Origin of the sequence: Staphylococcus pasteuri, from assembly GCF_003970495.1 — a bacterium.
Classification (GTDB): domain Bacteria; phylum Bacillota; class Bacilli; order Staphylococcales; family Staphylococcaceae; genus Staphylococcus; species Staphylococcus pasteuri.
In genome coordinates, this window is the sequence record NZ_RXWW01000025.1 from 19,335 (window position 1) to 34,815 (window position 15,481).

Annotated in this window: 11 protein-coding genes, 1 riboswitch and 1 other annotated feature (1 of these 13 running past the window's edge); all 11 genes read right to left on the reverse strand. The window is 30.9% G+C overall.

Features of this window, described 5'->3' with window-relative positions; all coding sequences use genetic code 11:
* Positions 1–82, reverse strand: a sequence feature (ribosomal protein L20 leader region); it reaches 42 nt to the left of the window's first position.
* 61 nt (positions 83–143) lie between these two features.
* The 11 genes from CD121_RS03845 to CD121_RS03895 all read right to left on the reverse strand — a co-directional run bounded on the left by CD121_RS03845 (position 144) and on the right by CD121_RS03895 (position 15,317).
* On the reverse strand, positions 144–1,640 hold the full coding sequence (locus tag CD121_RS03845; protein WP_126567474.1) for an amino acid permease: 1,497 nt from the start codon (positions 1,638–1,640) through the stop codon (positions 144–146).
* Between the two features lie 169 nt (positions 1,641–1,809).
* Positions 1,810–1,983: riboswitch (Lysine riboswitch) on the reverse strand.
* 50 nt (positions 1,984–2,033) lie between these two features.
* On the reverse strand, positions 2,034–3,971 hold the full coding sequence (thrS, locus tag CD121_RS03850; protein ID WP_126567475.1) for a threonine--tRNA ligase: 1,938 nt from the start codon (positions 3,969–3,971) through the stop codon (positions 2,034–2,036).
* 363 nt (positions 3,972–4,334) lie between these two features.
* Complete coding sequence (gene dnaI, locus CD121_RS03855) at positions 4,335–5,255, reverse strand: primosomal protein DnaI (RefSeq protein ID WP_017638205.1); 921 nt, start codon at positions 5,253–5,255, stop codon at positions 4,335–4,337.
* Positions 5,256–6,638: a replicative helicase loading/DNA remodeling protein DnaB gene (dnaB, locus tag CD121_RS03860; protein ID WP_017638206.1), complete on the reverse strand. Its 1,383-nt coding sequence runs from the start codon at positions 6,636–6,638 to the stop codon at positions 5,256–5,258.
* Positions 6,639–7,109, reverse strand: coding sequence for a transcriptional regulator NrdR (gene nrdR / locus CD121_RS03865; RefSeq protein ID WP_017638207.1), 471 nt, complete (start codon positions 7,107–7,109; stop codon positions 6,639–6,641). It abuts the gene before it with no gap.
* Between the two features lie 299 nt (positions 7,110–7,408).
* Positions 7,409–8,434 carry a type I glyceraldehyde-3-phosphate dehydrogenase gene (gap, locus tag CD121_RS03870; protein WP_126567476.1) on the reverse strand — a complete coding sequence of 342 codons (1,026 nt, stop codon included), beginning with the start codon at positions 8,432–8,434 and terminating at the stop codon, positions 7,409–7,411.
* 184 nt (positions 8,435–8,618) lie between these two features.
* On the reverse strand, positions 8,619–9,221 hold the full coding sequence (coaE, locus tag CD121_RS03875) for a dephospho-CoA kinase (RefSeq protein ID WP_017638209.1): 603 nt from the start codon (positions 9,219–9,221) through the stop codon (positions 8,619–8,621).
* 15 nt (positions 9,222–9,236) lie between these two features.
* Complete coding sequence (mutM, locus tag CD121_RS03880; protein ID WP_017638210.1) at positions 9,237–10,109, reverse strand: bifunctional DNA-formamidopyrimidine glycosylase/DNA-(apurinic or apyrimidinic site) lyase; 873 nt, start codon at positions 10,107–10,109, stop codon at positions 9,237–9,239.
* A 14-nt stretch (positions 10,110–10,123) separates the two neighbouring features.
* Positions 10,124–12,754, reverse strand: a complete 2,631-nt coding sequence (gene polA / locus CD121_RS03885) for a DNA polymerase I (RefSeq protein WP_126567477.1) — start codon at positions 12,752–12,754, stop codon at positions 10,124–10,126.
* 158 nt (positions 12,755–12,912) lie between these two features.
* Positions 12,913–14,607, reverse strand: coding sequence for a two-component system histidine kinase PnpS (gene pnpS / locus CD121_RS03890; protein ID WP_029055674.1), 1,695 nt, complete (start codon positions 14,605–14,607; stop codon positions 12,913–12,915).
* Positions 14,607–15,317: a response regulator transcription factor gene (locus tag CD121_RS03895; protein WP_017638213.1), complete on the reverse strand. Its 711-nt coding sequence runs from the start codon at positions 15,315–15,317 to the stop codon at positions 14,607–14,609. The genes pnpS and CD121_RS03895 overlap by 1 nt, the downstream gene beginning before the upstream one ends.
* Positions 15,318–15,481: the final 164 nt, after the last annotated feature.

Below are 15,481 nucleotides of genomic sequence, written 5' to 3' on the forward strand. Positions count from 1 at the left end.
ACATTAATTGTGTAACATGATTAACCTGCCAACTGCTTACAGCGTCGCTACAGGTGAGAAGCGGGAGCTTCTACTTGGTTCGTTTCGTATTCAACGTTACTAATCATACCAACTATTAATGTATTCGTCAACTATTTTTTTATTTAATCATGATGTCTTACTTCTTCCATAGACACATCTTGACGTAAATCCACTTTTTCTAATGGAATTTTTTTAGTTTTATATCTTACTTTATGATAAATAAAGAATGCTAAAAATACTGGGATACCCATATAAGTAATGATAAATCTATTGATATCAAAATCACCAGTCTTAATGAAATCAACATCTTGACCTAAAATAACAATAACACATAAGAATCCAGCAAATATTGGACCAAATGGGAATAATTTAGCTTTATATTTCAATTTAGACTTATCATAATTTTGTTTATCAAATGCGCGTCTAAATCTATAATGACTGACTGCAATACCTACCCACGCGATAAAGCCAGTCATACCACTAGCAGCTACAATATAGTCATAAGCATCACCACTTAAATGTTGTAATAAAAAGATAATAATTACAATTATTCCAGTGATTGCTAGAGAAATATAAGGTACACCATTTCTATTAGTTTTTGAGAATGATGCATATGCTAATTTATCTTTACTCATAGAATATAACATTCTTGTAGAAGCGTACATACCTGAGTTACCTGCGGATAATACGGAAGTTAATATAACAGCATTCATAAATGATGCTGCAAATGCTAAGCCTGCATTTTGGAATACTAATGTAAATGGAGACGTTGATACGCTGCTATCTCCTCCCATTAATGCATTGCTATCATAAGGAATTAACATACCTATAATAAATATCGCTAGAATGTAAAATAGTAATATTCTCCAAAACACTTGTTTAATTGCTTTAGGTACAGCTCTTTCTGGATTTTCAGATTCTCCTGCTGTGATTCCTATTAACTCAGTACCTTGGAAAGAGAACCCTGCAACTAAGAATACACCTAAAATTGATAATAAACTACCGCCTAAATTACCACCTAATATTGGGCCTTCGCCTTTTGTAAATGTTTCAAAGCCTACAAATTTACCGCCCATGATTCCGACAATAGTTAATAAACCTATAATGATAAATATGATAACAGTTACAACTTTAATTAATGCAAACCAGTATTCGCTTTCTCCGTATACTCTAACCGATAGTGAATTCAATGCAAAGATAATAACAAGGAATATACAACTCCAAATCCATGCTGGTACACCTTGCATTGGTGACCAATATTGAATCACTTGTGCTGCAATTGTAACGTCTGCAGCTACTGTAATAACCCAGTTAAACCAGTAATTCCAACCTAATGCGAATCCTAATGATGGATCAACAAAACGTGTTGCATATGTACTAAATGAACCAGAAACTGGTAAATATGTTGCCATTTCTCCTAATGATGTCATTAAGAAAAAGACCATGGCACCAATAATGGCGTATGCTAATAGTGCACCTAACGCACCAGCACTATGAATAACACCACCAGAAGTCATAAATAGTCCAGTACCGATACACCCTCCTATTGCTATCATGGAAAGATGTCGATCTTTTAAACCTCGTTGAACGCCTTCATTCTGATTTTGATTTTTACTCATAGAAGAATCCTTTCCTTGTATTTAGAGGCTTCAATGTTACTTTTTCAAAGCAAAACTAAATGCATGACTTTCGTTAAAATTGTTAGTTTCATTCAATAATTAACTTTATCATTGCAAATAAAAAAGTGGCTACATACCTTTAAGATATGCAACCACTTTGCTTTTATCTATATTAGGTAGCACATCACATTAAGTGACAGTACAGTTTCTTTCGACAACTGTCCCAACAAACGTCTATTATGGTTAACGTTTGTTTCGGCAATATTACCTTTGACTTGTTCAACATTCGTTCCATACAACTTCTGACAAGCTACTATTTAATATTGCAACCTCTAACTCAACTTTTATTTTAACTACCTTGTAATATACATGAACTGACTGTTAATTTCAAGTTTATCTATGTTTTTTCAAACGAATTTCATCAACTAAATTCCAAATGAATTCATCTTTTTCTAAAGTTTCTTGATCTTGTGAACCATATTGACGCACATTTACTTCTTTATTTTCTACTTCTTTATCTCCCACTACTATTTGGTAAGGGATTTTTTGCATTTGTGCTTCACGAATTTTATATCCCATTTTTTCATTACGGTCATCGATTTCTACACGTACACCTTGAGATTTTAATTCGTCTTGAATTAATCTAGCATAGTCATAATGTAAATCAACATTTACTGGAATGATTTCTACTTGTTTAGGTGCTAACCATGTTGGGAACGCCCCTTTTGTTTCTTCTGTTAAGAATGCTACAAATCTTTCCATTGTAGATACAACACCACGGTGAATAACCACTGGTCTATGTTGTTCTCCATCTTGGCCAATATAAGTTAATTCAAAGCGTTCTGGCAATAAGAAGTCTAATTGTGCAGTTGATAAAGTTTCTTCTTTACCCATAGCTGTTTTAACTTGAACGTCTAATTTAGGACCATAGAATGCCGCTTCGCCAATTGCTTCTTCATAAGTAAGTCCTAACTCATCAGAAGCTTCTTTAATCATTTTTTCAGCTTTTACCCACATTTCGTCATCATCGAAATATTTTTCTTTATCTTCTGGATCACGATAACTTAATCTGAAAGTATAATCTTCAAATCCAAAATCTTTGTATACATCTTGAATTAAATTAACAACACGTTTAAATTCTTCTTTAATTTGGTCAGGTCTTACGAAAATATGAGCGTCATTTAATGTCATACCTCTTACACGTTGTAATCCAGATACTGCACCACTAGCTTCATATCTATGCATAGTACCTAATTCAGCAATACGAATTGGTAATTCACGATAAGAATGTGGTTTGTTATTATAAACCATCATATGGTGTGGGCAGTTCATAGGACGTAGTACCATTTCTTCTGTCTCATCTAATTTCATTGTTGGGAACATATCCTCTTGATAATGATCCCAGTGACCTGATGTTTTATATAAATCTACGTTAGCGATAACTGGTGTATAAACATGGTCATAGCCCATACTTACTTCTTTATCAACGATATATCTCTCGATTTCACGGCGAATTGTAGCACCATTTGGTAACCATAATGGTAACCCCGCACCTACAAGTTGATTATTTGCGAATAAGTCTAATTCTTTACCAATTTTACGGTGATCACGTTCGCGACGTTCTTCTAACATTTGAAGATGTGCTTTTAGATCTTTTTTATCGAAAAATGCTGTACCGTAGATACGTTGTAACATTTTATTGTTACTATCGCCACGCCAATATGCACCAGCTGTAGAAAGTAATTTGAATTCTTTAATTTTTGAAGTAGAAGGTACATGTACACCTCTACATAAATCAGTAAACTCGCCTTGAGAATATAATGTTACATTTTCATCCTCTGGAATCGCATCAATTAATTCTAACTTGTATGGATCGTCTTTGAAGAAATCTTTAGCTTCATCTCTTGATACAACTTTACGTTCTATTTTATGATTTTCATCCACTATTTGTTTCATTGTTTTTTCAATTTTTTCAAAATCGTCAGATGAGATTTTTTCTTCAGTATCAAAATCATAGTAGAATCCACCTTCAATAACTGGACCTACGCCAAATTTAACGTCACCATATAATCTTTTTAAAGCTTGTGCCATTAAATGAGCAGTTGAATGACGTAAAACTTCTAAAGCTTCTTCGCTACCTGGTGTTACAATTTCAATCTCACCATCTGTTTCTAATGGACGTGTTAAATCTACCATTTGCCCATTAAATTTTCCTGCTACTGCTTTTTTACGTAATCCAGGACTTATTGATTGCGCTATATCTTCTGTAGTAGTGCCTTTATCAAATGCTTTTGTATTGCCATCTGGGAATTGAATATTAATTTGATCCATACTATAACCTCCTAAAATATGAAAATCATATCGTTGACTTATTGAATAAATATCAAGTTGTAACGAATGTGAGAAAATAAAAAAATCCCGCCCCTAATACAGGGACGAGATCGTCGTGGTACCACCCTAGTTGAACGTCAAAATATAACCAAAAGATTACATTCAACGTCTTCTCTACATAAGATAACGGTCTTGAGCCGAGCATTCATTACAAATGCCATACATTAAAGTAGTAATAATTTAATATATTAACCATATTCTCATCAAGTAATGGCTTTCTGTGTAATAGTGATTAAATTATCTTATCTTCAACAGTTTCAACGATTTAGATTTAAGTCCATTATACAATATTATTTAAAAATATCAATTGTTTCTAAAGTTTTCTCCCTTTAAGAAATATGGTGTTGATAATGTTTTAATTCTTTCAATAATTCTAGCAGCCTTAGTTTTTTCAGCGCCTTCACGTGTCATTGATAAATGATGCTCTAATTCTTCATAACTTAAGTTTGAAGTGAAAAATGTAGGTAATTCATGAACCATTCTATAATGTAACAATGGTCCTATCACTTCATCTCTAACCCATGGCGTAACTTCTTCTGCTCCGATATCGTCTAACATTAAAATATTAGCTTCACGTATTCTTTGTAATTTTCTTTCATAACTACCATCTTTGAAACCACCTTTTAATGTTCTAATATATTCTGGCAGATAGACAATAGTAGATGGTACTTTTTTAGCCTTAAGTTGGTTAGCTATAGCACCTAGAATAAATGATTTTCCAGTACCAAAAGGACCATATAAATATAAACCTTTAACATCTTCGTTATTAATCAATTTTTTACAAATATCATTAACTTGCATTGCTAAGTCTAATCGATTACGTCCAGTCGTATAAATGTCTTTTATTTTAGCGTTTAATGTATCACGTTGCATATGATGTGATGTAATTAATTGAGAATTAAGACGTTCTTCATCATATTTAATTTTACAAGGACAAGGTAAATAACGAATTTTTATACGTTCATTTTCTACATATAATTCTGGTACATGACCTTTAACAAAATTTGGGCATTCGTTATAACTATGACCGTCATAATGTTTTTGTTGATCTTTATATTCTTGTAAAACATTTAAATCCTCATCAATAATAGCATTTGTTATCTCTGATTGATGTTCATTTAAAAATGTCTTAACGTCAGGATCATTAACTACTTGTTGACGTATTTTTGCAATTCTTTTTCCGAAATCTTTATTTGACCCAACAATTTGCTTAAAACTTTCCATCTAATCCTCCTCCCAATCTTTATTTAATTGTTCTAGAAATGCTTGTCGATCTTTTTCAAATTGATCATCAGTTTCATCTTTTGAATGTTCTGCAGCATTTGGATTGTCTCTTTCTTCTAACCATTTAGGTGTTTTTTCTCTAGAGACTAATTTACTTTTTCTATTATATCCTTGATAGGAATTAGATTTTGATTCATATGTTGGTTTAGGTTGGTTTACCTTCAAGGCATATTCATAAGCCTGTTTGGCTGTAGTAATCCCTTTTTTCTTCCAATTAGAAGCAATCTCAAAAATATACGATTTAGGTAATTTCATATCTTCTTTAAGCATTACGAATTGTAGCAAGATATTAATCACACCAAAATTCATTTTCTCTCTATGAATTAATTCTTCAATCATATTTTTTTGTGACAAAGTTGGTTCAGATTCTGACCAAGAAGCTAACATATCAATAGGACTTGTTTGTTCTAATAAATCTAACCAAGCATCTGTATCATTTTCAGGATCTTTATCTTCTTTATTTTGTGTTGCCGTATTGTTTTGTTTAATATTCTGATTTAGTTCTAATTTAGGTAATTGATTATCATGTTCTATTAAATAATATGAACGAGCTTGTTTACGCATTTCTTCAAATGATAATTGTTGTGCACTAGTAATCGAATTTAAAATAATATGTTTCATTGCATCTACTGTTAATCCATAAAGTGTTGCAAGTTGCATGATTAAAGCTTTAGCATCTTTAGTCACTATTTCACTTGAAATAAAATGATTATGCAACATGGATTTTAACATTTCAAAATCAAATGATTCATTCGATAAATCGATACCAGCATATTCTCCTGATTGAGGTATATTTTGAGTATCGACATCTATTATTTTATTAGGAACATGAAATACATCTGTAAATTTTCTTGTCGTTTGTTGATAATTCGATAAATCTTTATTTTCTTGTTCAAAATGCTTTTTTAAAATTTGATATCTTTTTTTATCAACCTCACTGTAAAGAAATACTGATAACATAGGATCATTAAAAAATTGATATGCAGAAGGAGGTTGGACAAGTTGATAAACAAAATGAGTTTGTTGTTCTTCATGCTTAACAAATGATTTCATTAATCCGATCGCTTCTAGTAAATCCATTTGATTTCTAAATTCTAATAAATTTTCTTTTAATTCGTTCATAATTACATAGTGAGTTAAAGCTTGTTCATTATCATTGGAAAATTGGTGCATAAAATGATATAAACCAATGGCTTGTTGTCCAATTAACGGTGTAAAAAGACGATTAAGTATCTCTAGATGTTGTGAATTTAAATGGAAATTTTGTATAACTTCAAAACTGTCTTGTGGTCTTAATCCAAATTCAAAGGATTGTAATCCCATTTATAAATCACTCCGTTTATTATCATTCAAAATCCCTTGCATTGAAGCTAATAATTGATCTATATCTTTAAATTCTTTATATACTGAAGCAAATCGAACATATGATACTTGATCAACATGCATAAGTAAATTCATAACATGTTCCCCTATTTCTCTTGATGATATTTCTGTGTGACCTTCATCTCTAAGTTGCCATTCAACTTTATTAGTTATATCTTCAAGTTGTTGATATCTTACAGGGCGTTTTTCACATGATCTAACCAAACCGTTTAATATTTTTTCCCTTAAAAATTGTTCTCTTGTTCCGTCTTTTTTTACTACAATTAAAGGACTTACCTCTATATGTTCAAATGTTGTGAATCTTGTACCACAATTTTCGCATTCTCTTCTTCGACGAATTGCATTTGCGTCGTCTGCGTGACGAGAATCGACTACTCTAGAATGCGTTGAATTACATTTTGGGCATTTCATAATTGTCACCCTTTTCTATTTTAATTATTCTCAATTATACTATAAAATCATACGTTAAAAAAGAAAGCGCATTTGAGATAAATGGTTCAAAATGTGTAACCTATTTTTAAAAAGTGGCTATATTAACTTAAAAATGAAAACAAATATACTTAAATTTCTCTTCATTTAACAATTTGTCTAATGAAAATAGAAACATCTAAATTATTATTCTAAAGCTTTCTATAAAAAATTAAAACTGCCAACCTAATCCTTATGTTTGGATTTGATTGACAGCTTCAATATATTTATTTTTACCAATTTTAAACTGCTTCTACTACACTTTGTGAATCAATTAATTTACCAATTTGTTCAGCTACTTCAACAACTCTATTTGAGTAACCCCATTCATTATCATACCAAGCAATTACTTTAACTTTATTATCTCCCATAACCATTGTTGATTGTGCATCAATAACAGCAGAGTTTGGATTAGTATTGAAATCTACTGAAACAAGTGGTTCAGTTTCTACATCTAACACACCATCTAGATTAGCATTTTTGAAAGCTTGATTTACTTCATCAACAGTAACATTTTTTTCTAAATCTACAACTAAATCCACAAGTGATACGTTTTTAGTTGGTACTCTTAAAGCCATACCATGTAATTTACCTTCAACTTCAGGTAGCACTTCTTTTAATGCTTTTGCTGCACCAGTTGAAGTCGGAATGATACTTTCATTACATGAACGCGCTCTGCGTAAATCTTTATGTGGGTTATCAATATTTTTTTGATCATTCGTAATAGCGTGAACTGTAGTCATTAGACCATTTACTATACCAAATTCATCATTTAAAACTTTGGCAACTGGTCCGATACAATTTGTTGTACAAGATGCATTACTAAAGATGTCAAATTCATTTACGTCTAATTTATCGTCGTTGACACCTTTAACTATCATTTGTACATGTCCACCTTTAGAAGGTCCAGTTAATAATACTTTTTTAGCACCTGCATTAATGTGTGCGATTGCTTTATCACCATGATTAAATTTACCAGTCGCTTCGATGACAACATCTATATCTAAGTCTTTCCATGGTAAATTTTCAGGATTTCTATCTGAAACTAATTTAATGTCTTGGTCCTTATATCTAATACCATCCTCAATAGCTTCTACTTTTTCATTATATTTACCATGTGTTGTATCATAATTGATAAGATGTGCAATTGTTTCAGGTGGGTAACTAGCATTAATTGCCTTTACATTTAAGTTATCATTTTGTAAAGCAATTCTTAACACCATTCTACCAATTCTACCCATTCCATTAATTGCAATATTTGTCGCCATTTAAAGCACCCCTTGATCATTTATTTATATGTTATACTTTATGGCATTAGTATAACATAATAACATCATTTTGAAAGCGTTTACTTAAACTTTACAAAATATTTTTATAATCATATGTAATAAGCAAACATTATCAAAATAAAAACTCAATGCCCTTAAAAGACATTGAGTTTAAAATGATAATTTACTTTTCTATGAAACCTTGTTCGCTAAGTAATTTCTCTAGATTTTGCTTTAATTCTAATTTATCTCCTAAATTATCAATGACATGGTCAGCCATTCTACTTTTTTTATCTATAGAAATTTGACTATAAACACGTGCTTTTGCTTCTTCTTGGGTTAAGTCATTTCGCTCCATTAAACGATCAATTTGAATACTTTCAGAAGTATAAACAAGCCATACTTCGTCTACAGTATCTTGTAATTCATTTTCAAATAGAAGCGGGATATCCATTATGACATTATGGCCTTCTTCAATATATTGTTGTTTCTTTTCATCCATAATTTCTCTAACAATCGGATGTACAATTTCATTTAGCACTAATCGTTGATCAGGATTATTAAAGACTAAGTCTCCCATATACTTCCGATCCATTTCACCATTTTCATCGATAGCTTCTTCTCCGAATGTTTCTCTTACCTTTTCTAAACCTGTTGTACCTTTAGCAACTGCTTCTCTTGCAGCTGTATCTGCATCAATCACTTTAAATCCAAATGCAGTTAATAATTCAGATACAGTAGATTTGCCTGATGCAATACCACCAGTAAGTCCTATTACTTTTGACATATTTTCACGCTTCCTTTATTTCTGACAAGTCGGGCAATAGTGACTATTTCTTGATGCAATGACTTCAGTTTCGATTGGATGCCCACATACCTTGCAATATTTTTGTTTGTATACATTAAGATGTAGCTGCATTTCACCTGTTTTTCCATCAGCATGTCGATAATCCGAAATGCTGGTACCACCGTATTTTATACCCTCATTTAGTACTGAACGAACATGATAAAATACCATTTCTTTTTCTTGGTCAGTTAAACTTTGAGTTAGTCGATGTGGTTTTATACCTGCTCTAAATAAAGCCTCACAAGCATAAATATTTCCACAACCAGAAATGACTTTATGATCTAGAATAACCTGTTTAATCGGTTTTTTAATATAACTTTTTTTATTTGTACAATCTAAAAAATGTTGTAATGCATCATCATCAAATGGTTCTGGAGCTATTTTTAAAAATGATGGATAGGACTCAAAACTGCTAACATTTCTTATCTCTCCAAAACGTCTTATATCTGAATAAACTAATTTTTTGCCATTGTTTAGTTCAAATATCACTTGCCAATGTTTTCGATAATTAGGTGCAGTAATTTGTTCTAAATCATCTACAATGAAGAATCCACCAGCCATACCTAAATGACTAATTAAAATACGATTCTCATCATTTTGTTGAATATAAAAGACGATGTATTTACTTCTTCTGTCGATTTTTATAATTTTATATCCTTCAGTTAAACGTTTAAAACTATCAAGTTCGATTCCCTTGATTATGGTTTCTCTACCATTCTTTTTTCCATTAATAACACTTTCTGAGAATTTTACTTTATCAATAATTGTATTAATGGCGTATGGTTCAATACCTCGTTTAACATGTTCTACCTCAGGTAATTCTGGCATATTAATACCTTCCTTTATTTTGCGTCATACCAAGTTTCACCATAACTAGAATCTACCTTTAAAGGCACATCTAAATCAAGTGCTGATTCCATAATATCTTCAACAAATTGACTAAATGAATCTACTTCTTCTTTTGGTACTTCAAATATCAATTCATCGTGTACTTGCAATAATAATTTTGCGTGATAATTGGTTGACTGTACTTCTTCATCAAATTTAACCATTGCAAGTTTAATAATATCAGCAGCACTACCTTGGATTGGCGTATTCATAGCAGTTCTTTCCGCAAAACTTCTTAAATTGAAGTTACGGCTTGTAATATCTGGAATATATCTACGGCGATGTAATAGTGTTTCTACATAGCCTTGTGCTTTAGCATCTTTAACAATATCTGACATATATTGTTTCACACCAGGAAAACTATCTAAATAATCATCGATAAAGATTTTTGCTTTTTTACGAGTTATACCTAAACTTTGACTCAATCCGTAATCACTAATACCATAAACGATTCCGAAATTAACAGCTTTTGCTTGTCTTCTCATCAGACTGTCTACTTCGTCCGCTTCTACATCAAACACTTTCATAGCAGTCGCTGTATGAATATCATGTCCATTTATAAATGCTTCTTTCATACTTTCATCTTGAGTAATATGAGCTAGTACTCTTAATTCAATTTGTGAATAGTCGGCAGATAAAATAACACTATCAGATGACGTAGGTTTGAATGCTTTTCTAATTTTTCTACCTTCTTCTAGACGGACTGGTATATTTTGTAAATTAGGATCAATACTAGATAATCTTCCAGTTTGAGCTAATGTTTGATTAAAACGTGTATGAATACGTTTGTCATCACTGATTACTTTTTGTAACCCTTCAACATAAGTCGATTGTAACTTAGATAACTGGCGATAATCTAAAATATAATCGATTATTGGATGTTGCCCTTGTAATTGTTCTAAAACATCAACTGCAGTTGAATAGCCTGTTTTAGTTTTTTTAATTACTGGTAATTGAAGTGTCTCGAATAATACTACACCTAACTGTTTTGGTGAATTGATATTAAACTCTTCTCCAGCAGCTTCATGTATGTTTTTAATTAGTATATCTAATTTTTCTTGAATTTCTTTTTCCATTTGTTGTAAATCTTTTGCATCAGTATAAATACCTATTTCTTCCATTTGGCTTAAAATACGGGCTAAAGGTAATTCTATATCTGCTAAAAGAGATACTTGGTTGTATTCTTTTAACTGACTTTCCATTTCAGTTTTAGAGGCAAAAATAGCTTCTGTAATCGATGCCACATGCTTATTAAGAATAGCATTGTCAGGAACATGATGCTTTTTACCTTTACCATAAATCGTTATATTATCTTGAACATAATGTTGACCGTAATGTGTAACTACTGAGTTCACATCGTCAATTGTTCTAGATGGATCTATAATATAACTCGCTAGCATTACGTCAAATTCAATATTTTGTATGTCAATGTTTAATCTATGAGCAACAACATAAGTTTTCTTAGCATCGTATACTATTTTCTTTGTATTAGGATTTTCCAACCATTGTACTAAATTTTTATATTGTGAAATTTCATTTGCATCAATAACAACATGTAAATCTCCAGTATGGAAACCAAACTTAAGGATATTATCTCTTAAGTAGTTACTATTTTCTAATTCAAAATGAATGGTTGCTTCTTCTAAATTTGAAAAATCAACATGTTCAAAATTTGGTTCAATATCAAATTCCTTATCTTTCTGTTCCTCAGTAGCCTCTACATCTCTAATATCTGCAAGTAGTTGCTTAAATTCTAGCTTTTTAAAGAGCTCAATTTTATCTGATTCATCTACTTCAGAATCCATTTTAGTATCTGCTAATTTAACTTCAATTGGACTTTCAATATTAATTGTAGCTAAATCTTTACTCATTAAAGCGTCTTTTTTACTATTTTCGAGCTTTTCTTTTAATTTTTTACCTGATACATCATCTAAATGATCGTATACACCTTCTACAGTATTAAATTGATTAAGTAGCTTAATCGCTGTCTTTTCACCAACACCTGCCACGCCTGGTATATTATCAGATGTATCACCCATTAAACCTTTCATATCAATAATTTGGTTAGGTGTTAAACCATTATATTTTTCTGCAATAAACTCTGGAGTATAATGATCAACATCTGTAACACCTTTTTTTGTATAGTAAATAGTTACATGATCAGTAGCAAGTTGAGTTAAATCTCGATCGCCGGTAATAATTATCGTTTCAAAGCCAGCTTCATCAGCTTCGCGGCTCAATGTTCCTATAATATCATCGGCTTCATAATTTTCTAACTCATATCTTTTAATATGGTAAGCGTCCAATAATTGACGGATGTATGGGAATTGCTCACTTAGTTCTGGTGGCGTTTTTTGTCTTCCACCTTTATATTCACTATATTTAGAATGTCTGAAAGTTGTCTTTCCTGCGTCAAACGCCACTAAAAAGTGATTGGGTTGTTCTTCTTTTAGAATTTTCTCTAGTAACATTGCAAAGCCATATACTGCATTTGTATGTATGCCTGCCTTATTTGAAAGTAATGGCAAAGCATAGAATGCTCTAAAACTTAAACTATTACCATCAATTAATACTAATTTATTCACTATCTATACCTCCAGCACATATTTAAATATATTTTATCATAAACAAGGTACTGTCAATAAATATTAAGTACCGTTATTCAGTTTCTGCTATTTCTACTTATTAAAAAACATCCTAATATGAGCGTTAACCCACATTAGGATGTTTCATTATAATTGATTTAATCTTCATCAATAAAAGATACTTTAAATGTAGACCCTTTATTTAATTGACTATCAACACTAATTCTACCATTATGTGCCTCGACAATGTGTTTAGTTATAGATAAACCTAAACCAGTGCCTCCAGAATCTCTACTTCGAGCTTTATCTACTCTATAAAATCTTTCGAAAATATGTTTTTGTTCTTCCTGAGTAATTCCTATACCAAAATCTTGAATTTGTAAATTTACTTTCTTGCCTTGACGATATACCTTTACAATTACTTCACTATCATTTGTTGAATAGTTAATTGCATTAGATAATAAATTAGTTATAACTTGAGCTATTTTATCTTCATTCGCTTTAAAAATAACATCATTTTCTATTTCTGGTATGATGTCTATATTTTTACTTTGTGCTTGATTTTGTAAATGTTCAATTGTTGTATAAGCAAGTTCAGAAAGATTTAAATAACTGGTTGCGATATCTGTTTGTTGCTCAATATGTGATAAGTCTAGTAAATCCATCACAAGTGACTCAATTCTATTTGATTCTTTTAAAATGATATTTAGGAACATATTTAATGATTCTTCATCATTTTTAGCGCCTTCTATTAGCGTTTCTGCAAACCCTTTAATTGAAGTGATAGGCGTTTTAAGTTCATGTGACACATTAGCAACAAATTCACGACGCAAATTCTCCAATTTTTGGATATTAGTAATATCATGTAATACAACTACCATACCTTGAAGTTTCTTTTTAGATTTTGAGAGTATCGGTACACAAGAAACATCAAAATACTTTGTATGTACGTTATTGATATCTACTTCAATTTGTTCATAAATAACTTTCTCTGTTCTAAAACTTTCTAGTATTAATTTCTCAATTGGATCGTTAATAAAACCAATATAACTTTTATTTTCAACACTTTGTTCAGGAGTAAACACTTCATAATAAGCTGAATTAGCTACAACTATATCTCCATGTTTATCTATCATAAGTACAGAACTAGGAATGTTTTCTAAAGTTGTTTTCAGTCTATTAGATTGTATTTTTTGTCTGTTATTCAATTTTTGTAAACGTCTTGCGAGTTCATTTGTTGTAACAAATAATGCTTTTGTTTCTTTAACGTTACTTTCTGGTACACGTACATGATAATGACCATCAGCTAAAAGAGAAGTTGCATAGGTTACTTCATTAATAGGTCTTATATATGTACGATGAATACTTCTACTTGCTAGATATTCAGTGATTAATACTATAATCCCTACAATTGATAGATACTTCCACATTTCTTTTTGTAAATCTAGTATTTCATCATTAATACCACTTATGTATACTGTTTTATCTCCAATTTGACTTTTAAATGTATACTTTAACCCTAATTTAGTATTTTTATGAATCAAATTGGAAGGATTTGCTTCGTTATCTATCCGTCCATCTAATGAACTATTTTTATCAGTTGTAAAAATAGTTTTGTCATTTTTCTTAATGACTATTAAATTTTCTTGATTGTTTGCAATATTTTTAATTTCATTCTGTTTACCATTATTATACATACTAATATAATTGCGTGATTCTTTTTTAAGTTCTTTAGTCTGACTTTGTGTTAATGTTTGATAAATCATGTTGTGGACAATAGCACCCAAACCTATAAAGCTAATGATTGTGATAGTACTAATCAAAAGTAATATGCGATGATAAAACTTTAACATTATCTTTTAGGACGCTCCAATTTATATCCTAATCCACGTACAGTTTTAATTAATTTGGGTTGTTTAGGGTTTTCTTCTAATTTGTCTCTTAAATGACTAATGTGAACATCAACGATACGTGAATCGCCAGCAAACTCATAATTCCACACAGAATTTAACATATGCTCTCTAGTGATCACTCGTCCTTGTCGTTCAATCAGATAAAGTAATAACTCAAATTCTTTAGGCGTTAATTCTAATAATTCATCATCTTTATAAACTTCAAAAAATTCTGGTCTAATTCGAATAGAGTCGATAATGATATCTTCCTCATCGCCTTCACTCTGTTCTATTTCATTTACAAATTGAGAGCGTCTTAAAATAGCCTTCACTCTTGCCACTACCTCTCTTGGTGAGAAAGGTTTAGTCATATAATCATCAGCACCAAGTTCTAAACCTAACACTCTATCAAATTCATCATCTTTAGCTGTTAGCATAAGAATAGGTACTAAATTTTTATCAGATCTAATCGTTTTACAAACCTCAATACCATCTTTTTTAGGTAACATAACATCTAATACAATTAAATCCGGTTGAGATGATTCAACTTTTTGTAATGCTTCTTCACCGTCATAGGCTACTTCTACTATGTATCCGGCTGTTTCTAAATTATATTTGAGTAAAGTAACGATTGATTGTTCATCGTCAACGACTAATACTTTTTGTGACATGGTGTGCCTCCCCGTTTAAATTACATGTTTATTATAACTGATGTTTAAATAGAAATAATATACCTATACATCAAATTTACATAAACTTAACAATTAAATTAATACAAAGCTTTTATTAAGCTAATATATGAAAAATATTGTCTTTTCATTAATTAAGCTATCAT

Coding starts and splice junctions, on each gene's coding strand:
- CD121_RS03845 (WP_126567474.1), bottom strand. CDS start 1,640: ATGAGTAAAAATCAAAATCAGAATGAAGGCGTTCAACGAGGTTTAAAA.
- thrS (WP_126567475.1), bottom strand. CDS start 3,971: ATGGATCAAATTAATATTCAATTCCCAGATGGCAATACAAAAGCATTT.
- dnaI (WP_017638205.1), bottom strand. CDS start 5,255: ATGGAAAGTTTTAAGCAAATTGTTGGGTCAAATAAAGATTTCGGAAAA.
- dnaB (WP_017638206.1), bottom strand. CDS start 6,638: ATGGGATTACAATCCTTTGAATTTGGATTAAGACCACAAGACAGTTTT.
- nrdR (WP_017638207.1), bottom strand. CDS start 7,109: ATGAAATGCCCAAAATGTAATTCAACGCATTCTAGAGTAGTCGATTCT.
- gap (WP_126567476.1), bottom strand. CDS start 8,434: ATGGCGACAAATATTGCAATTAATGGAATGGGTAGAATTGGTAGAATG.
- coaE (WP_017638209.1), bottom strand. CDS start 9,221: ATGTCAAAAGTAATAGGACTTACTGGTGGTATTGCATCAGGCAAATCT.
- mutM (WP_017638210.1), bottom strand. CDS start 10,109: ATGCCAGAATTACCTGAGGTAGAACATGTTAAACGAGGTATTGAACCA.
- pnpS (WP_029055674.1), bottom strand. CDS start 14,607: ATGTTAAAGTTTTATCATCGCATATTACTTTTGATTAGTACTATCACA.
- CD121_RS03895 (WP_017638213.1), bottom strand. CDS start 15,317: ATGTCACAAAAAGTATTAGTCGTTGACGATGAACAATCAATCGTTACT.